This is a genomic window from Streptomyces sp. NPDC044044 (assembly GCF_056434405.1).
This window is the reverse complement of sequence record NZ_JBWKFG010000009.1, coordinates 73,768-91,974: the sequence shown is the minus strand read 5'-3', so window position 1 is coordinate 91,974 and position 18,207 is coordinate 73,768. Positions and strand designations below refer to the sequence as shown.

General features: G+C 71.5%; 13 protein-coding genes. 4 read left to right on the top strand and 9 right to left on the bottom strand.

Annotated features, from left to right (window positions below):
* Nucleotides 1–57 precede the first annotated feature (57 nt).
* Entirely contained in the window at nucleotides 58–726 is a 669-nt protein-coding gene (locus AC07AG_RS31145; RefSeq protein WP_478759474.1) for a response regulator, read from the bottom strand.
* Entirely contained in the window at nucleotides 723–2,042 is a 1,320-nt protein-coding gene (locus AC07AG_RS31140; protein ID WP_478759473.1) for a sensor histidine kinase, read from the bottom strand. The genes AC07AG_RS31145 and AC07AG_RS31140 overlap by 4 nt, the downstream gene beginning before the upstream one ends.
* A 134-nt stretch (nucleotides 2,043–2,176) precedes the next feature.
* On the opposite strand from AC07AG_RS31140, the gene AC07AG_RS31135 reads away from it, so the two are divergent.
* A complete protein-coding gene (locus AC07AG_RS31135) occupies nucleotides 2,177–3,085 on the top strand; it encodes an ABC transporter ATP-binding protein (protein ID WP_478759472.1) in 909 nt (302 codons plus the stop codon).
* On the top strand, nucleotides 3,082–3,933 hold the full coding sequence (locus AC07AG_RS31130; protein WP_478759471.1) for an ABC transporter permease: 852 nt from the start codon (nucleotides 3,082–3,084) through the stop codon (nucleotides 3,931–3,933). The genes AC07AG_RS31135 and AC07AG_RS31130 overlap by 4 nt, the downstream gene beginning before the upstream one ends.
* Before the next feature lie 15 nt (nucleotides 3,934–3,948).
* On the opposite strand, the gene AC07AG_RS31125 is transcribed toward AC07AG_RS31130, so the two are convergent.
* Entirely contained in the window at nucleotides 3,949–4,923 is a 975-nt protein-coding gene (locus AC07AG_RS31125; protein ID WP_478759470.1) for a DNA polymerase Y family protein, read from the bottom strand.
* On the bottom strand, nucleotides 4,920–8,432 hold the full coding sequence (locus AC07AG_RS31120) for a DNA polymerase III subunit alpha (protein ID WP_478759469.1): 3,513 nt from the start codon (nucleotides 8,430–8,432) through the stop codon (nucleotides 4,920–4,922). Before AC07AG_RS31120 ends, AC07AG_RS31125 begins: the two co-directional genes overlap by 4 nt.
* Before the next feature lie 186 nt (nucleotides 8,433–8,618).
* Between AC07AG_RS31120 and AC07AG_RS31115 the strand changes: the two genes are divergently transcribed.
* The gene (locus tag AC07AG_RS31115; protein ID WP_478759468.1) at nucleotides 8,619–9,674 is read left to right on the top strand and encodes an ABC transporter permease; all 1,056 of its coding nucleotides are present in this window, start codon (nucleotides 8,619–8,621) and stop codon (nucleotides 9,672–9,674) included.
* A 62-nt stretch (nucleotides 9,675–9,736) separates the two neighbouring features.
* On the top strand, nucleotides 9,737–10,885 hold the full coding sequence (locus AC07AG_RS31110; RefSeq protein ID WP_478759467.1) for an AAA family ATPase: 1,149 nt from the start codon (nucleotides 9,737–9,739) through the stop codon (nucleotides 10,883–10,885).
* A gap of 68 nt (nucleotides 10,886–10,953) precedes the next feature.
* On the opposite strand, the gene adhE is transcribed toward AC07AG_RS31110, so the two are convergent.
* From adhE to AC07AG_RS31085, 5 genes are all read right to left on the bottom strand, one after another.
* Nucleotides 10,954–13,560: a bifunctional acetaldehyde-CoA/alcohol dehydrogenase gene (adhE, locus tag AC07AG_RS31105; protein WP_478759466.1), complete on the bottom strand. Its 2,607-nt coding sequence runs from the start codon at nucleotides 13,558–13,560 to the stop codon at nucleotides 10,954–10,956.
* Nucleotides 13,561–13,766: 206 nt separating this feature from the next.
* The gene (locus AC07AG_RS31100; protein WP_478759465.1) at nucleotides 13,767–14,852 is read right to left on the bottom strand and encodes a S1 family peptidase; all 1,086 of its coding nucleotides are present in this window, start codon (nucleotides 14,850–14,852) and stop codon (nucleotides 13,767–13,769) included.
* A gap of 285 nt (nucleotides 14,853–15,137) precedes the next feature.
* Nucleotides 15,138–16,040, bottom strand: coding sequence for a slipin family protein (locus AC07AG_RS31095; protein ID WP_478759464.1), 903 nt, complete (start codon nucleotides 16,038–16,040; stop codon nucleotides 15,138–15,140).
* A gap of 161 nt (nucleotides 16,041–16,201) precedes the next feature.
* A complete protein-coding gene (locus AC07AG_RS31090; RefSeq protein ID WP_478759463.1) occupies nucleotides 16,202–17,101 on the bottom strand; it encodes a S1 family peptidase in 900 nt (299 codons plus the stop codon).
* 257 nt (nucleotides 17,102–17,358) lie between these two features.
* Entirely contained in the window at nucleotides 17,359–18,189 is an 831-nt protein-coding gene (locus AC07AG_RS31085; RefSeq protein WP_478759462.1) for a DUF1684 domain-containing protein, read from the bottom strand.
* Nucleotides 18,190–18,207 lie beyond the last annotated feature (18 nt).

The following is an 18,207-nucleotide window of genomic DNA, read 5'->3' as shown; positions in this document are numbered from 1 at the left end:
TGAAGTTACGCGTCGGTAAAACTTCCAGCAATCACTGGCACAGTCCCCCACGGCCCCCTACCGAGGAGGCTCCACCAGCCCCAACTCGTAGGCGATGATGACCAGTTGGACCCGGTCACGGGAGTCGAGCTTGGTGAAGAGCCGCGCCACGTGCGCCTTGACCGTGGCCACGGTGATGACGAGCTCGGCCGCGATCTCCGAGTTGGACAGGCCACGGCCCACCAGCGTCAGCACCTCGCACTCGCGGTCGGTGATGCCGCCGGCCGTCCTGCGCACCGCGGGCGTGGACTCGGGCCGCGCCGCGAACTCCTCGATCAGGCGCCGGGTGACGCTCGGCGCGATCAGGCCGTCCCCGGCGGCCACCACATGGATCGCCGCGAGGATGTCCTCAAGCGCCATGTCCTTGACGAGGAACCCGCTCGCGCCCGCGCGCAGCGCCCCGTACACGTAGTCGTCGTCATCGAAGGTGGTGAGGACGAGGACGCGTGTCGACCCGCCGTCGGCCGTGATCAGCCGGGTGGCCTCGATGCCGTCCATGCCGGGCATGCGGATGTCCATGACGACGACGTCGGGGCGCACGTCCCGCGCCAGCCGGACCGCCTCGGTGCCCGTCCCGGCCTCCCCCACCACCTCGATGTCGGCGGTGTCGGCCATCAGGACGCGCAGGCCCGCGCGGACGAGGGGCTGGTCGTCGGCGAGGACGACCCTGACCACCGGCCCGGTCATCGGACCTCCACCGGCGGCAGGGGCAGCAGGGCCGTCACCCGGAACCCGCCCTCGGGGCGCGGCCCCGCGGTGAATGTGCCGTGCAGCAGGGCGACTCGCTCGCGCATGCCGACGAGACCGAACCCGGTGCCCGCTGGCAGGCCGCCCCGGCCGTCGTCCTCTATCTCCAGGGACAGCTCGCCGTCCCGCCGCTCGACGGTCACCCGGCAGGTGTCCGTCCCCGCGTGCCGTACGACATTGGTGAGGGCCTCCTGCAGGATGCGGAACGCGGCCAGGTCGATGTCGGCGGGCAGCGGACCGTGCTCCCCCCGCCTGCGGATCTCGGCGTGGACCCCGGCGTCCCGCGCCGAAGCGGCGAGACGGTCGACGTCGGCGAGCCCGGGGGCGGGTTCGCGGGGCGGCGCGGAGGTGTCGCGCGGCGGCGGCGCGGACGTGTCGCGGGGCGGGTCCGGCGGCCCGCCGTCGGCTTCTGGCTCCGACTCCGGCCTGCGCAGCGCGACCAGAGTCCTGCGCAGCCCGGCGAGGGTCTCCCTGCTGGTGGCCTCGATGGTGGCGAGGGCGTTGCGGGCCTCCGCGGGCTGGGTGTCGATGACCCGGCTGCCCACGCCCGCCTGGATGGCGATGACGCCGATGCTGTGCGCGATCATGTCGTGCAACTCCCTTGCGATGCGCAGCCGTTCGGCGGTGACGGCGCGGGCCGTGGCCTGGGCGCGCAGCGCGTCGGCGTGCGTGCGGCGCTCGCGGGCCGAACTGCCCGCCATCCAGGCGGCGATGAGGAGGACGGTGACGAGCACGGCACTCTGGCCGCTGTTGGCGGCCCACGCGGAGGTCGGGCAGTGATTCATCCCGTACCGGCCGGGAAGGCAGCCCTGGTCGGTCGGGAAGCCGAAGAGGGAGCCCATCTGTGCCGTGAACGCCATGAGGGCGGCGGTGACCGACGTGCGTCGCGGGCGGGCGGCCGCGAGATAGCCGACGGCGCAGACCCCGGCAAAGACCTGCAGATAGCTGACCTCCGCCGTCCGCATCTCCATCGTGGCGGTGACCCCGCCCAGGAGCAGCAAGGTCAGGGCCGGAAGCGGACGGCGGCGCAGCAGCGAGGCGACCACGGCCGCGAGCACGAGCGACGCGAGGACCATCAGGAGGTCGAAGCCCTGCTGTCCGTCGGAGAACGTGACGTACGTGACGGCGGGGAAGAGAGCGGCCCCGCTCCAGGCCAGACCCGTGCGTACGGCAGGCCACGGCCGCCCGGGGGCGAGCTTGCGGCTGCCCTTGTTCCGGCCCTTCGCGGACAGCTGCTGACCTGGTGTGACGTCCATGCGCCGATCGTATGCGTGCGCCGCTCGCGGGGGTATTGGCCCGCGGTCGTACGCCCAGGGGCTACCGGAGCCGGCGGCGGGTGTGGCCGACGGCCCGATGCCGGGCGGCCCCGGCCCGCGGCACCGTGGTCCGCGTGATCGAAGTCAACGAACTGACGAAGCGGTACGGCACCAAGAACGCCGTACACAACCTGAGTTTCACCGTGCGCCCGGGTCAGGTCACCGGGTTCCTCGGCCCGAACGGCGCGGGCAAGACGACGACCTTGCGGATGCTGCTCGGCCTGGTCGGACCCAGCGGCGGGAGCGCCACCATCGACGGCCGTGCCTTCGCCACCCGGCCGCGCGGCCTGCGCCACGTCGGCGCGCTCCTCGACGCGGGCGATGTGCACGGCGGCCGCACGGCCCGTGCCCATCTGCGCGCGCTGGCCCGCTGCAACGACATCCCTCGGAGCCGGGTGACCGAGGTGCTGCACGAGGTCGGCCTCACCGAGGTGGCGGGGCGGCGCGTGGGCGGCTTCTCGCTCGGCATGCGGCAGCGCCTGGGGATCGCCACCGCGCTGCTCGGCGACCCGCCGGTGCTGCTCTTCGACGAGCCGCTCAACGGCCTCGATCCGGAAGGGGTGTTGTGGGTACGCGGGCTCTTCCGGCGCCTGGCCGCCGAGGGCCGCACCGTCTTCGTGTCCAGTCACCTCATGTCCGAGATGGAGAACACCGCCGACCAGCTCGTCGTCATCGGCCGCGGCGAACTCATCGCCGCCGAGAGCGTCACCGCCTTCGCCGCCCGCGGCACCCGTCCGAGCGTCACGGTCCGCACGCCCGACGCCCCCGCCCTGACGGAGCTCCTGGCGGCCGAGGGCGCCTGCGTCCAGGCGGACGGCGAAGCCCTCACCGTCACCGGCCTGCCCGCCCCCCGGATCGGGGACCTCGCCTTCCGGCACGGGATGCGGCTCCACGAACTCGCCACCCGCTCCGCGTCCCTGGAAGAGGCATTCATGGAACTCACCGCCGACAGCGTCGAATACCTCGCGGGAGACGCCCGATGACGACCGCCACCCTCCCAGCCGTCACCGGGGCCGCCGAACCCCGGGCCCGCTTCCGCCACCTCGTCGCCGCCGAGTGGATCAAGCTGTGGTCGCTGCGCTCGACCTACTGGGTCCTCGCGGTGGGTGCGCCGGCCGTCACCGGGATCAACGTGAACTCCGCGCTGTCCAACCTCGGCTGGCTCTCGCGTCCGGATCCGGCCGTCCCGGCCGGGCAGGGACCGGAGTTCGACACCCTGTCGAGCGCGTTCGTAGACCCCGCCTGGCAGATCCTGATGGTCGTCGCGGGAAGCGTGGGCGCTCTCACGGTCTTCGGCGAGTACACCAGCGGCCTGATCCGGACGACGTTCACGGCCGTCCCAGACCGGCGTGCGGTGATGCTGGCCAAGGCGGTCGTCATGACGGTGGTGATGTCAGCGCTCGGCACGGTCGTCTCCGTGGCCTCGTTCGGCGTGACGCAGGCGATCCTGCGCGAGCACGGGGGTCTGTCGATCGGCGATCCGGGCGCGCTGCGGGCCGTCGTGGCGTCCGCGCTGCTCGTTCCGTTGAGCGCGCTGGTGGGCATGGCCGTCGGTGCGCTCGTCCGGCACGCCACGGGCAGCATCGTCACGTCCCTCGTGACGCTGATCCTCGTCCCCGCCTTCCTCCAGGGCGACACGTACCGGTGGGTGAAGGAACTCGGCAACACGATGCCGGTCACGGCGTGGAACGCCCTCATCGAGAATCCCTCGATGGGCTTCCCGCAGGGCAAGTACCCGGTGTCGGTCACCGAGGCGTGGATCGTGTTCGCGGCGTGGCCGGTGGCAGCGGTGGCCGTCATGGTGGCGGCCGTGCACCGCAGGGATCTGTGACCTCGGAGCACGGTGCTACGCCGCCAGCGTCCCCGGCACGATCGCGCCGGGACCGAACTTCGCCCGCGCCCGGTCGGCCACCGCCTCGATCTTGCGGGCCCTGTCGTCCACCGGGTCGAACATCAGCTGGTGGGCGGCGTGTTCGGCGGGTCCGAGCCCTTCGGCGCGCAGCGAGATGCCGCGCACCCGGGCCCGCTGGAGGCCGAGCGCCTCGTACATGCGGTACGCGGATCCGGTCAGCGCGGACGAGTGCGCGGTCGGTTCGGGCAGCGTACGGGTGCGTGTCGTGGTGGAGCGGTCCGCGTACCGCACGGTGAGGGTCAGGGAGCGGCACACCTGGTCCTCGTCGCGCATCCGCGCACCGAGTTCGTCGGTGAGCGAGAGCAGCGCCCTGCGGTGTCGCGCGGGGTCCAATTCGTCGCGGGGGAAGGGGCGTTCGGATGCGAGGGAGCGGGCGGCGGCGTTCGGCACGACGCGCGCGCGGTCGATGCCGTGCGCCTTCTCGTGCAGCTCGCGGCCCGCGCGGGCGCCGACGAGGCGCTGCAGGGTGGACAGCGGCGCTGCGGCCACCTTGCCGACGGAGTCGAGGCCGTACGAGCACAGGGTGCGGGCGGTGGCGCGGCCGACCCCCGGCAGTTCGGCGACCGGCTTCGGCCCGAGGAACTCCGCGACGGCGTCGGGCTCCGGGCCCACGACCCGGGTCACGCCCGGCCCGGCTTCCCGCACGGCCATCCGCGCGAGCATCGGTCCTGGACCTGCGCCGATCACGCAGTCCACCCCGTACAGGGCGAGCGCCCGTACCCGTATCACCGAGGCGAGTTCGACGGCGTCACGCCCGAAGTAGCGCATCGCTCCCCGTACGTCGACGAGCGCGGCGTCGGGCGGCAGGGCCTCGACGACAGGGCTGAACTCGCCGAGCAGCAGGAGCAGTCGGGGCAGGGCCGCCTCGTACATCGGCGGCAGGAGGAACCGTACGCACAGGGTGCTCATCCCGCGCTCCCTGGGCTCTGGTGCCACAACTTCCGCCCTGTTGCCGCCCGTTCGCCGGGCGGCTGGAGGTCGGCCCAGGGGTGCATCTCGTACCCCGTGGACATCCGGATGCGCCGGCCGCCGTCCGCCGGGGTCGAGGAACCGCCGTCCGGATGCGGGGCGCCGCCGTCCGCCGGGGCCCTGTCACCCTCGCTCTCCCCCTCGGGTCCCGGCTCGGCGAGGCGCGCGCCCACCGCGTCGAGCCCGCCCTCCTGGCGCAGCTCCACCAGTTCCGCCAGGTTCCATGCCGCGGCGCCGACCACGCTGAGGCTGCGCGGGCCGCGCCGCTGCACCACTCCGCGGACGAGGAGCAGCCAGGAGTGGAAGACGGTGTGCGCGCACCGTTCGTGGGCGTCGTCGAAGAAGGCCAGGTCGACCAGGCCGGTGCCGTCGTCCAGGGTGGTGAAGATGACCCGCTTCCCGGAGCGGATCGGCGGGGTCTGGGTGGCCGCCTTGGCGCCCGCGACCAGGACGGTCGCCCCGTGTTCGGCATCCCGCAGGCGACGGGCCGTCAGCACGCCGAGCTCGCGCAGGAACTGTGCGTGGTCGCCCATGAGATGGCGCGAGGAGTCCATGCCCAGGACGCCGAGCTCGGCGCTGAGCCGTTCCGCGTCGTCCAGGTCGGGCAGCCCCGCGGGGGCCGTCTTGCGCCCTCCGGACAGCGGTAGTTGGGCCCCCGAGGAGCCCCGCGAGCCCCGCCGCAGCTCCGTCAGGTGCAGTTGCAGGTCGCGGCGGTTGGCGCCGAACGCGTCGAGCGCGCCGACCTGCGCGAGGCGCTGCGCGACCGGTTTGCTCGGCCTTGCCCGCTCCCAGAAGTCCAGGAGCGAGGCGTAGGGCCGGGCGTCGGCGATCCGCGCCGCCTCGGCCTCGCTGATGCCGTGGACATCACTGAGCGCGAGGCGCAGGCCCCACCGGTCCGGAGCGCCGGGAGAGCCCTCCGAACCCGCAGAACCAGACACCAGTTCGATACGGTGAGCGACCGCGGACCGGTTCACGTCCAGCGGAAGGATGGGCACCCCCCGCCGCCGCGCGTCCGCGAGCAGCAGCCGCTTGGGGTACATGCCGGGGTCGTGCGTGAGCAACCCGGCGTAGAAAGCGGCCGGGTGATGGGCCTTCAGCCACGCCGACTGGTAGGTGGGCACGGCGAAGGCCACCGCGTGCGCCTTGCAGAAGCCGTACGAACCGAAGGCCTCGATGATCTCCCAGGTCCGGCCGATGGTCTCGGCGTCGTATCCCTTCGCCGCCGCCTGCTGCGCGAACCAGAACCGGATCCGCCCCTGCGACTCGGGGTCGGAGAGCCCGCGCCGCACCCGGTCCGCCTCGCCGCGTCCGCAGCCGGTCATGATGTCCACGATCTCGATGATCTGCTCGTGGAAGACGACGACGCCGTACGTCTCCTTGAGCGGCCCCGCCAGGTCCGGGTGCGGGTAGCGGATGGGCGCGCGGCCGTGCCGGGCCTCGATGAAGGGCCGCACCATGTCGGCGGCGACAGGACCCGGCCGGAAGAGCGAGATGTCGACGACCAGGTCGTGGAAGGTCGCGGGCTGAAGTCGCCCGACCAGGTCACGCTGGCCCGGCGACTCGATCTGGAAGCAGCCCAACGTCTCGGCGGACTTGATGAGTTGATACGTCGCAGGATCGCCCGGCGGCACCGCGTCCACGTCCACCCGCGTGCCCGTGGCCCGCTCGATCTCCCCCACCGCGTGCGCCATCGCCGACTGCATCCGCACACCGAGCACGTCGAGCTTGAGCAGCCCGAGATCCTCCACGTCCTCCTTGTCGAACTGGGACATGGGAAAGCCCTCGCCGCTGGTGGGCACGACGGGCGTGCGTTCGAGCAGCGAGGCGTCGGAGAGCAGCACACCGCATGGGTGCATGGCGATCCCGCGCGGCAGCGCGTCCAGGGCCTCGACCAGCTCCCACAGGCGCCCGTGGCTCTCCGCCTCCCCCGCCACCTCCCTCAGTTCGGGCAGCTCCTCCATCGCCGAGCGGGCGTCCCGCGCGCGGATGTGCGGGAAGGCCTTGGCGATCCTGTCGATCTCGGCCGGGTCCATGGAGAGTGCGGCGCCCACGTCACGGATGGCGTGGCGGACGCGGTAGGTCTCGGGCATGGCGACGGTCGCGACCCGCTCGGTGCCGAAGCGGCCGATGATCGCGCGGTAGACCTCAAGGCGGCGGGCCGACTCCACGTCGATGTCGATGTCCGGCAGGACGGCACGCCGCGTGGACAGGAACCGCTCCATGAGCAGGCCGTGCTCGACGGGGTCGGCGTGCGCGATGCCGATGAGGTGATTGACCAGGGACCCCGCGCCGGAGCCGCGCGCCGCGACCCGGATCCCCAAGTCGCGTACGTCGTCGACCACTTGGGCCACGGTGAGGAAGTAGGAGGCGAAGCCGTGGTACGCGATGACGTCCAGCTCGTGGTGCATCCGCTCCCAGTAGCCGTGGGCGCCCGGGGAGCGGTCGTATCCCCGCAGCACCATCCCCGCAGCCGCCCGCGATGCGAGCACGCGCTGCGCGGTGCGGCGCCCCGCGCCGACGAGGTGCGGCTCGGGGAAGCGCACGGAACCGATGCCGATGTCGTCCTCGGGGTCGACGAGGCACTCGGCGGCTGCCGCCCGGGTCTGCTCGACGAGGCGGTGGGCGGTGTCGCGGCGGAAGCCTGCCGCCTCCACGATCCGCTCGGCATTGCCCAGCATCGCGTCGGCGCCCTTCAACCACCGCTCCCCGCCGTCGAGTTCCCTGGTCGGGTCGACGGGGACGAGGCGGCGCGCGGCGTCGAGCACGTCGGCGACCGGGCCGAGCCCCGCGTCGGCGTAGCGGACGGCGTTGCTCAGGACGGGGCGGACGCCCTGCTCGGCGGCGAAGCCGACGGTGCGGGCGGCGAGGCGGAGCGAGCCGGGTCCGGTGCCTTCGCGGCCGTGCCACACGGACTCCAGGCGCAGCGCGTCCCCGTAGCGCTCGCGCCAGGGGGCCAGGAGGCGGGCGGCCCGGTCGGGGCGTCCGGCGGCGAGCGCGCGCCCCACGTCGGACGCGGGGCCGAGCAGCACGGTCATGCCGTCGCCGTGGTTCTCCTCCCACGGGAGCACGGGCTGCCCCTCGCCGCTCCGGTGCGCCGCGGTGATCAGGCGGCACAGCGCGGCCCAGCCGATGGCGCCGTCACGGGCGAGGAAGGTCACGCGCGGGGTCGACTCGTCGATGAAGGCACCTCCGCGCACCGGGGTCCGGCGCCGCGCACCGCTCGCGGGCACCGGCTCCCCCACCGCGAGCTCGGTGCCGAACAGCGGCCGCACCCCCGCCTTCGCGCAGGCCTTGGCGAACCGGACGGTTCCCGCGAGGGTGTCCCGGTCGGTGAGCGCGAGGGCGTCCATGCCCCGCTCGGCGGCGCGCTCGGCGAGCCGCTCCGGGTGCGAGGCCCCGTACCGCGGGGAGAACCCGGAGACGGTGTGCAGATGCGTGAACCCTGGCACACGCACCTCCTGAAACCCTGAACCGATCCGACCTCACATCCCCCGCCTCCACCATAGACCACGTTTCGAACGTACGTACGACACTCGATCCGCGCCCCCTCCGGCACCCGGGTCGGCCCGCACCCCTCTTCGCCCATTCGGCCCCGCCCACCTGCGGGAACGACAGGGGCCACGGAGCGTGGGGGCATGAGTTTCACCGATGAGTTGAAGAGCGCCGTCACCCCGCGAGCAGCCCTGCTGGTCATCGGTGTACTGGCCCTGCAGCTGCTGTTCATCGCCTCCTACGTAGGGGCCCTGCACGACCCGAAGCCGAAAGACGTGCCCTTCGGAGTCGTCGCTCCGGGGCCCGCGGCCGAGGAGACCTCGGACAAGCTCGGGAAACTCCCCGGTGAACCGCTCGACCCGCGCGTGGTCGAGGACGAGGCCACGGCCCGGCACCAGATCATGAACCGCGACATCGACGGCGCCCTGGTCGTCGACCCCCGGGGCACCACCGACACCCTGCTGGTCGGCTCGGGCGGCGGCACCGTGCTCGCCACCGCGCTGGAGAAGATCGCCACCGAGGTCGGCATGGCCGAGAAGCGGGGGGTCAGGACCGTGGACGTGGCCCCGGCGTCCGCCAAGGACTTCGACGGGCTCTCGTCGTTCTACCTGGTCGTCGGCTGGTGCGTCGGCGGCTATCTGTGCGCCTCGATCCTGGCGATCAGCGCGGGTTCCCGGGCCGCCAACGGCCCGCGCGCACTGATCAGGACCGGCGTCATGGCGCTCTACTCGATCGCGGGCGGCCTCGGCGGCGCGCTCATCATCGGGCCGATCCTGGGCGCCCTGCCCGGCAGCATCATGGGCCTGTGGGGCCTCGGCTCGCTGGTCGTCTTCGGGGTCGGCATGATCACGCTTGCCCTGCAGTCGCTCACCGGCATCGTCGGCATCGGCCTCGCCGTCCTGCTCGTCGTCATCGCGGGCAACCCGAGCGCGGGCGGCGCCTTCCCGCTGCCGATGCTGCCGCCGTTCTGGAAGGAGATCGGCCCCTGGCTGCCGCCGGGCGCGGGCACCTGGGTGGCGCGCTCGATCGCGTACTTCAAGGGCAACGCGATCACCGGACCGATGCTGGTGCTCGCCGCCTGGGCGGTCGTGGGCACCGCCGTCACCCTGGTCATGTCCGCGCTGCGCGGGGACCGGCAGCCGGGCCAGAAGCCCGCGACGCAGGAAGCGGAACCGGACAGCGGCGCCCACCTCGGGTGACGGCCCGCTCCCCCGGCCGCCGCTCCCCGGCCGTTGTCAGACCCGGGTGCGAGTCTTGAGCAATGATCACCACCCTGGCAGTCGAGAACTACCGCTCCCTGCGCAAACTGATCGTCCCCCTGGACCGCCTGAACGTCGTGACGGGCGCGAACGGCACCGGCAAGTCCAGCCTGTACCGCGCGCTGCGGCTGCTCGCCGACTCCGCGGCGGGCGGCGCGGTCGCGGCCCTGGCCCGCGAGGGCGGCCTGCCCTCCGCGATGTGGGCGGGCGAGCGCAAGGCGGAGCCCGCCGCCCTGCGCCTGGGCTTCGCGGGCGACGAGTTCGGGTACGCGGTCGACTTCGGCGTCCCCCAGTCCAGCGGCGCGGGTCCGGGCGGTGCCCCCTCCATGTTCGGCCTCGACCCGGAGATCAAGCGCGAGTCCACCTGGGCCGGTCCCGTGCTGCGGACCGCCGCGCTGCTCTGCGACCGCGCGGGCCCCGCCGTGCGCACCCGCACCGCCGACGGCGGCTGGCACCGCTCCCAGGGCATCCGGCCGTACGACAGCATGCTCAGCGAGTTCGCCGATCCGCAGCTGGCCCCCGACCTGCTCAGGCTGCGCGAGCTGATCCGCTCCTGGCGGTTCTACGACCACGTGCGCACCGACGCCGACGCACCGGCCCGCGCCGCCCGCATCGGCACCCGGACCCCCGTCCTCGCCCATGACGGCGCGGACCTCGCGGCCGCCCTGCAGACCATCCGGGAGATCGGCGACGACCGTGCGCTCGACGAGGCGGTGGACGACGCCTTCCCGGGCAGCAGCGTGCGGATCGTCGACAACGGAGGGCGGTTCGAACTCCAGCTGCACCAGCGCGGACTGCTGCGCCCGCTGGGCCCCGCCGAACTGTCCGACGGCACACTGCGCTATCTGCTGTGGACCGCGGCCCTGCTCACGCCCCGGCCGCCGTCCCTCCTCGTCCTGAACGAACCGGAGACGAGCCTGCACCCCGACCTCCTGCGCCCGCTCGCGGACCTGATCCTGACCGCGACGAAGGACACGCAGGTCGTCCTGGTGACCCATGCCCGCCCCCTCGCCGAAGCCGTGGCCAAGGGGGCGGTGCGCCACCGGATGGACGTCAACTCCATAGAGCTGGTGAAGGAGTCGGGCGAGACGGACGTCGCAGGCCGGGAGAGCATGCTCGACGAGCCACTCTGGTACTGGCCCAAACGCTAGCCGCGCCCCCGAAGGGGCGCGGGGAGCTGCGCGACAAGCCGCCTACGGCCCGCGGACGGCGACCGGAGTCAGGCACCCACCCCGTTGCCGTAGTAGGCCTGCCGCATCAACTGCTCCATCTCGGAGAGCATCGGCATCCGGGGGTTGGCAGGCGCGCACTGATCCGCGTACGCGTTCATCGCCTGCTCCGGCAGGGCCCCGATGAAGGCGGCCTCATCGACACCCTCCTCCGCGAAGGAGCCCGGAATACCGCACTTGGAACGCAGCTCCTCGACCGCACGGGCGTAGGACTCCACCCCCTGCTCCGGGGAATCCGCCGGAAGGCCCAGCATCCGGGCGATCTCCTGGAACCGCTCCGGCGCCCGGTAGACCTCGGCCTTCGGCCAAGGCGTCGCCTTGGCCGACACCGTGCCGTTGTGCCGGATGACGTGCGGCAGGAGCAGCGCGTTGGTGCGGCCGTGCGAGACGTGGAAGGTGTTGCCGAGGGTGTGCGCCATCGCGTGCACCAGGCCCAGGAAGGCGTTGGCGAAAGCCATGCCCGCCACGGTCGAGGCGTTGTGCATCTTCTCGCGCGCCTCGGGGTCCTGCGCCCCGCTCACGACACACCGCTCCAGGTTCTCGAAGATGAGCTTGATCGCCTGGAGGCAGAGCCCGTCGGTGTAGTCGTTCGCGTACACCGAGACGTATGCCTCGGTGGCGTGGGTCAGCGCGTCGAAGCCGGAGTCGGCAGTAACGGTCGCGGGGAGCTTCATCGGCAGGGCCGGGTCGACGATCGCGACGTTCGGGGTGAGGGCGTAGTCGGCGAGCGGGTACTTCTGCGCGGCCTTCGGGTCGGAGATGACGGCGAAGGGGGTGACCTCGCTGCCCGTGCCCGATGTGGTCGGGACGGCCACCATCTGCGCCTTCTCGCCCAGGCCGGGGAACTTGAAGGCCCGCTTGCGGATGTCGAAGAACTTCTCCTTGGTGTCCGCGAACTCGATCTCCGGGTGTTCGTACATCAGCCACATGATCTTGGCGGCGTCCATCGGCGAGCCACCGCCGAGCCCGATGATCGTGTCCGGCTCGAAGTCCCGCATGCGCGCCGCCCCGGCCTGCACGGTCGCGAGCTCCGGGTTGGGCTCGACGTCGTCGATGACCTGGACGGTGACGGCTTCGGGGCGGGCCGCGAGGATGTCGGTCACCTTCTGGACGAAGCCGAGCGTCGACATCGTCTTGTCCGTCACGATCGAGACCCGCCTGATGCCGTCCATCTCGCCCAGGTGGCGCAGGGAGTTGCGCTCGAAGTAGATCTTCGGCGGGACCTTGAACCACTGCATGTTGGTGTTGCGCCGTCCGATCCGCTTGACGTTGATGAGGTTGACCGCGGAGACGTTGTTCGACACCGAGTTGTGCCCGTAGGAGCCGCAGCCGAGGGTGAGCGAGGGCAGGAACGCGTTGTAGACGTCGCCGATGCCGCCGAAGGTCGAGGGCGCGTTGACGATGACGCGGACCGCCTTGACGCGCCTGCCGAACTCCTCGGCGAGCTCCTCGTCCTCGGTGTGGATGGCGGCGCTGTGGCCAAGACCGTTGAACTCGACCATCCGGGCCGCCAGTTCGAGGCCCTGCTCGGTGGAGTCGGCCTTCAGCGCGGCCAGGACCGGGGAGAGCTTCTCGCGGGTCAGCGGCTCGGCGTCGCCGACCTCCGCACACTCGGCGACGATGACCGACGTGCCGTCGGGGACCTCGAACCCGGCCTGCTCGGCGATCCACCGCGGGGACCTGCCGACGACGGCCGCGTTGAGCTTCGCGCCCGAGCAGTCGGCGCCGAAGGCCGTCGCCCCGAAGACGAACTCCTCCAGCTTGGTCTTCTCGGCCGCCGTGACGACGTACGCGCCGAGCCGCTCGAACTCCGCGATCGACTCGTCGTAGATCTCCTTGTCGAGGATCACGGCCTGCTCGGAGGCGCAGATCATGCCGTGGTCGAAGGCCTTGGAGAGCACGATGTCGTGCACGGCGCGCCGCAGCCTGCCGCTGCGCGTGACGTACGCGGGTACGTTGCCGGCGCCGACGCCGAGCGCGGGCTTGCCGCAGGAGTAGGCGGACTTGACCATGGCGTTGCCGCCGGTGGCGAGGATGGTGGAGACGCCCTCGTGGTTCATGAGCAGCCCCGTCGCCTCCATCGAGGGCTCGTCGATCCACTGCACGCAGTCCGCGGGGGCACCGGCCTCGATCGCGGCGTCGCGCACGATGCGGGCGGCCTCGGCGGAGCAGCGCTGGGCGCTGGGGTGGAAGGCGAAGACGATGGGGTTGCGGGTCTTCAGGGCGATGAGGGCCTTGAAGAGGGTCGTCGAGGTCGGGTTGGTCACCGGGGTCATGGCGCAGACGACGCCGACCGGTTCGGCGATTTCCGTGATGCCGTTCAGTTCGTCGCGGGAGATGACGCCCGCGGTCCTCAGGCCGCGCATCGAGTTGACGACGTGTTCGCAGGCGAAGAGGTTCTTGACGGCCTTGTCCTCGAAGAGCCCGCGACCGGTCTCCTCCACGGCCAGCTTCGCCAGTTCCCCGTGCCGGCCCAGTGCGGCGAGTGAGGCCTTCTTGACGATGTGGTCGACCTGTTCCTGGTCGTACGACGCGAACCGGCCGAGCGCGGTCAGCGCCCTCCCGACCAGTCCGTCCACCATCTCGTCGGCCTCCATGGCGGGGCTCCTTCACTGAGACGTTTTCGCTTATGTCTCCATTGCACACCCGCACATCCCGCCCCAGGCGCCGAGAAGGGCCTTCGAGGGCAGGCCGAAGGTCCTTTTGTGAAAACTTTCACAAGGCTCGCGGAAAGGGGCCGGTCCGCCCGTCGGCGAACCGGCCCCAAGTCCCGCCGCCCCCTGCCGGGGGCCTGCCGTCAGCGTCAGCCGATCTCCGCACCGAACGCGGAGAGCGCCTCCGGCACCGGCTGGAAGAAGGTCTCCCCACCGGCAGAGCAGTCACCGCTGCCGCCCGAGGTCAGGCCGAGGGCGGTGTCGCCCGCGAAGAGCGCGCCGCCGCTGTCACCGGGCTCGGCGCAGACGTCGGTCTGGATGAGCCCGTTGACGATGTCGCCGTTGCCGTAGTTCACGGTGGCGTCGAGGCCGGTGACCGAGCCGTCGTGCAGCTGCGTGGTCGAGCCGCTGCGCTGCACCTTCTGGCCCACGGTCGCGTCGCCGGCCTTGGTGATGGCCTGCGTCGAGCCGTTGTAGAGGTTCACCTCGCTCGGGTGCGCGGTGTCGCCGCTGTACTTGACGATGCCGTAGTCGTTGTCCGGGAAGCTGGAGCCCGCGTTCTCACCGATGACCGGTCCGCCCTGCTCCTCGGACCAGCTCGTGATCGACTCGGTGCAGTGGCCCGCGGTCAGGAAGTGCGGCGCACCGTCCTTGACCACGTTGAAGCCGAGCGAGCAGCGGCCGCCGCCACCCCAGATGGCGTCGCCACCCGCGATGAAGGGCTTGAACTCCCCCTTGCTGCGCTGGAGTTCGGCCTTCGATCCGAGCTTCTTCACGACCGCGCCGAGCTTGTCGAGCTGGGCACCCTTGACCGTGCGGTCCGCCGTGACGACGACCTTGTTGGTGGCCGGGTCGACCGCCCACGAGGTGCCGGGAATGGACGCCTTGTCGCTGAGCGTCGAGCGCGCGCTCTTCAGCTCGGCGAGGGAGTTCTCGACGATTCTCGCCTTGGCGCCCGCCGACTCGACGGCGTCGGCCGCACTCTGGTCGAGGACGTTCACCACGAGGTTCTTGGCCTTGGCGTCGTAGTACGTTCCGGCCGCGTCCAGACCGAGGTCCTTGCCGAGGGACGAGGCGAGCTTTCCGGCCTTCGCGACCGAGAGGGTGTCCGGCGTGGGGGTCGGGGCACTCTCACTCGCGTTCGCAGTCTGGAAGGTGATTCCGGCGGCGATCAGTGCGGTGATGCCCGCACCTGCCACGGCTGCACGTCGCTTGGATATGCGTCGGTGCTTCAAGTCACGTCCTCCTGTGGGGGGTCGGCCCGTTCGGTGTGGGGACCTGGGGACCGGAAGGCGTACCGGCAGGGAGTCGCACACGCTGCAACAGCCGCGTCCATGCCAAATGGTGCGGCCCACTATCCCGATACCGCCTGGTAGCACACAAGGTCTACTTCAGGACGCGCACGCGACGGTCACCGCGTGCCCCCCGCGTCTTCACGTGTCTTCACCGGCGCCGGTCCCACCACGTCGGTTCCCGCTGCAAACACCGCGTGCGAGCGGGTGATCGGCAGCGGGTAAGGACTAGTCCTGTCCGGTTTTCGACGCTCCTGGCGCGTCCGGCTCTCCGGCTTCCGAATCCGCCGTACCGAATTCCGGGAGTGCGACAGCGGGCGGACCGGCCACGGCGGCCGGCGCGTCGGACACCGGGGCGGGCTGCGGCGGCGCCTGCGTGGACCGCTCCAGGAAGCGCAACAGCTCGACGGGGAAGGGCAGTACGAGCGTCGAGTTCTTCTCGGCGGCGACCGCCACCACCGTCTGCAGAAGCCGCAGCTGGAGCGCCGCGGGCTCCTCCGCCATCTCGTGCGCGGCCTCGGCCAGCTTCTTGGAGGCCTGCAGCTCGGCGTCCGCGTTGATGACACGGGCCCGCCGCTCACGGTCGGCCTCGGCCTGCCGGGCCATGGAGCGCTTCATCGTCTCCGGGAGCGACACGTCCTTGATCTCGACCCGGTCGATCTGCACGCCCCACCCGACGGCGGGCGAGTCGATCATCAACTCCAGGCCCTGGTTGAGCTTTTCCCGGTTGGAGAGCAGGTCGTCCAGGTCGCTCTTGCCGATGATCGACCGGAGCGACGTCTGCGCCATCTGCGAGACCGCGAAGCGGTAGTCCTCCACCTGGATGACGGCCTCGGCGGCATCGATCACCTTGAAGTAGATGACCGCGTCCACGCGCACCGTGACGTTGTCCCGGGTGATGCCGTCCTGCGCCGGGACCGGCATCGTCACGATCTGCATGTTCACCTTACGGAGCCGGTCCACGAACGGCACGATCATCGTGAACCCGGGCCCGCGCACCGAACGCTGCAGCCGCCCGAGCCGCAGCACCACACCCCGTTCGTACTGTTTGACCACACGCGCCGCGGCCATCACATAGACCGCTCCAGCACATCCGACGGCCACTCCCGTCGCCACCAGCTCCTCGACCATGCCGGCCCCCAGGGTCCGAATTGGGCGTGTTGGGCGTGCACTTCGAAGGTAGCGCCGCGCGGCGCACAAAGGGAGACGGGAGACAGGAGAGAGCCCCCGCCCGGAACTCCGGGCGGGGGCTCTCCTGCTGCTGGCTGCAGGTCGGCCGTACGTGGATCCGATCAGTAGACGCTCACGCCGTACGCGCTCAGCGCCTCGGTGACCGGCTGGAAGAAGGTCGTGCCGCCCGATGAGCAGTTGCCGCTGCCGCCCGAGGTGAGGCCGAGGGCCTTGGTCCCCGCGTAGAGCGGGCCGCCGCTGTCGCCGGGTTCGGCGCAGACCGTCGTCTTGATCATGCCGTAGACGATGTCGCCGCCGCCGTAGTTCACGGTCGCGTTCAGGCCGGTGACCCTGCCGCTGTGGGTGCCGGTGGTGGAGCCGCGCCGGGTGACGTTCTGACCCACGGTGGCGTTGCCCGCGCTGGTGATGTCCTGGCTGCCGACCGTGCCCGACTTGGTGATCGACGTGTTCGAGTACTTGACGATGCCGTAGTCGTTGGTCGGGAAGCTGGAGCCCGTCGTGGACCCGAGGACCGTGGTCTTCGCCGAGTTGGCCCACCAGGTGCCCGCGCCGTCGGTGCAGTGACCGGCGGTGAGGAAGTAGTAGGTGCTGCCGCTGCGGACGTTGAAGCCGAGCGAGCAGCGCCAGCTGGACGCGTAGATGGCGTCGCCGCCGGAGATCAGCTTGCTGAACTTGCCGGGAGTGCGCTCGACCTTGAGGGCGCCGGCGGTGCTGCCCGCCGCCTCCTTGATCTTGGCGATCTCGGCCTTGGAGACGGTGCTGTCGGCGGTGACGACCAGACGGTTCGTCGCCTTGTCGACGCTCCATGCGGTGCCTGCGACATCCGCGTCGAGCACCGCGTCGCTCGCCTTGGTGAGCTGCGCCGAGCTGAAGGTGGTGACGTCATTGGCGTTCGCGGCGGGGACGGCGAGCGCGCCGACGGCCACAAGTCCGGTGGCCACGGCGAGCAGACGAGAACGTCTCGCTATGCCGCTGCGGGGGGTGGTGCGCTTGTTCCTCACTTGTTGTTCCTCCCGGGGGGAAGTCAGTGGGCCCGTGTGGGTTGGGGCCCGTGAGGCGCAGCCAATGAGCAAAAGGCAAGCCGGATTCCGGATACGCCGTGCTCCTGACAAGCGCTGCTCGGGAGTATTCGGGCCGGGGACACCGCGCACAAGGGCGCCTTTCGGCCGTAAGCCGGATACACGAAGACCGGCCCCGACGGCTGTCGTACCTGTCGTACGCCGCCGGGGCTTGGGTCATCGGCTCTGATTCAGACGTGTCAGCGGTCGATAAGGTTCCGCTCCCCCGCGGCGATCTCGGCGTCAAGGGTGTTGCCCGGCGGCGGGAAGGGGCAGATGAAGTGGTCGGCGAAGGCGCACGGCGGAAGCAGCGCGCGGTTGAAGTCGACCGTCGTGCGCCCCTCGGCGTCCGGCGCGGCGGGCCGCAGGAACCGGAACCGGTAGCTGGACACCCCACCGGTCGCGTCGTCGAACACCGCCCACAGGGAGCCGTCGCCCTCCACCGACACCTGGAGCGTGTGCTCCTTTCCGGCCAGGCTGAAGGCCAGCTCACCGCCGAGGCCGAGCCCTCGCTCCACCCCGTCCGCGTTGCCGACCCGGACGGTGCGCACTCCGTCGACGGTGCTCTCGGCGGCGTACGGCGTGAAGCGCCCCTGCACCGCCCAGCGCGCGTCGTACTCGGTGGCCTCGATGCCCCGGAAGGCGCGGCGCGTGGCGGAGTCCGGGTCGAAGTCGCGTACCGCCCAGAGCCCTTCGCGCCGCAGCACGACGAAGCGGCGGTCGCCGTGCCCGACGCGGGCCGCGGCGACCGGTCCTGGATCGGCGGCGAGACGGGCCTCTCCGGTGAGGAGCTGCCCGTCGAGGGTGAGCCCGTCGCCGGTCTCCGCGGTCAGGACGATCTCGTCGCCCGCCTCGGTCCAGCGCCCAGGGATGTCCGGAAGCGACCCGTCCGGGAAGTCCGCGAGCCAGTGCGTGCCGGTGAGGGAGAGCGGGCCATAGGGCGCCGACACCGTCTCCGTCCGCTGCTCGTGCCAGTGCTTCCAGTCGCGTGAAGCGTCCGTCGTTCCGTCCGACGTTCCGTCCGTGGTCATGTGATCAACCCTTTCAAA

Excerpts from the sequence above, each read along its gene's own strand:
- AC07AG_RS31145 (WP_478759474.1), bottom strand. The coding sequence starts at position 726 with ATGACCGGGCCGGTGGTCAGGGTCGTCCTCGCCGACGACCAGCCCCTC.
- AC07AG_RS31085 (WP_478759462.1), bottom strand. The coding sequence starts at position 18,189 with ATGACCACGGACGGAACGTCGGACGGAACGACGGACGCTTCACGCGAC.
- AC07AG_RS31115 (WP_478759468.1), top strand. The coding sequence starts at position 8,619 with ATGAGTTTCACCGATGAGTTGAAGAGCGCCGTCACCCCGCGAGCAGCC.
- AC07AG_RS31125 (WP_478759470.1), bottom strand. The coding sequence starts at position 4,923 with ATGAGCACCCTGTGCGTACGGTTCCTCCTGCCGCCGATGTACGAGGCG.
- AC07AG_RS31095 (WP_478759464.1), bottom strand. The coding sequence starts at position 16,040 with ATGGTCGAGGAGCTGGTGGCGACGGGAGTGGCCGTCGGATGTGCTGGA.
- AC07AG_RS31130 (WP_478759471.1), top strand. The coding sequence starts at position 3,082 with ATGACGACCGCCACCCTCCCAGCCGTCACCGGGGCCGCCGAACCCCGG.
- AC07AG_RS31140 (WP_478759473.1), bottom strand. The coding sequence starts at position 2,042 with ATGGACGTCACACCAGGTCAGCAGCTGTCCGCGAAGGGCCGGAACAAG.
- AC07AG_RS31110 (WP_478759467.1), top strand. The coding sequence starts at position 9,737 with ATGATCACCACCCTGGCAGTCGAGAACTACCGCTCCCTGCGCAAACTG.
- adhE (WP_478759466.1), bottom strand. The coding sequence starts at position 13,560 with ATGGAGGCCGACGAGATGGTGGACGGACTGGTCGGGAGGGCGCTGACC.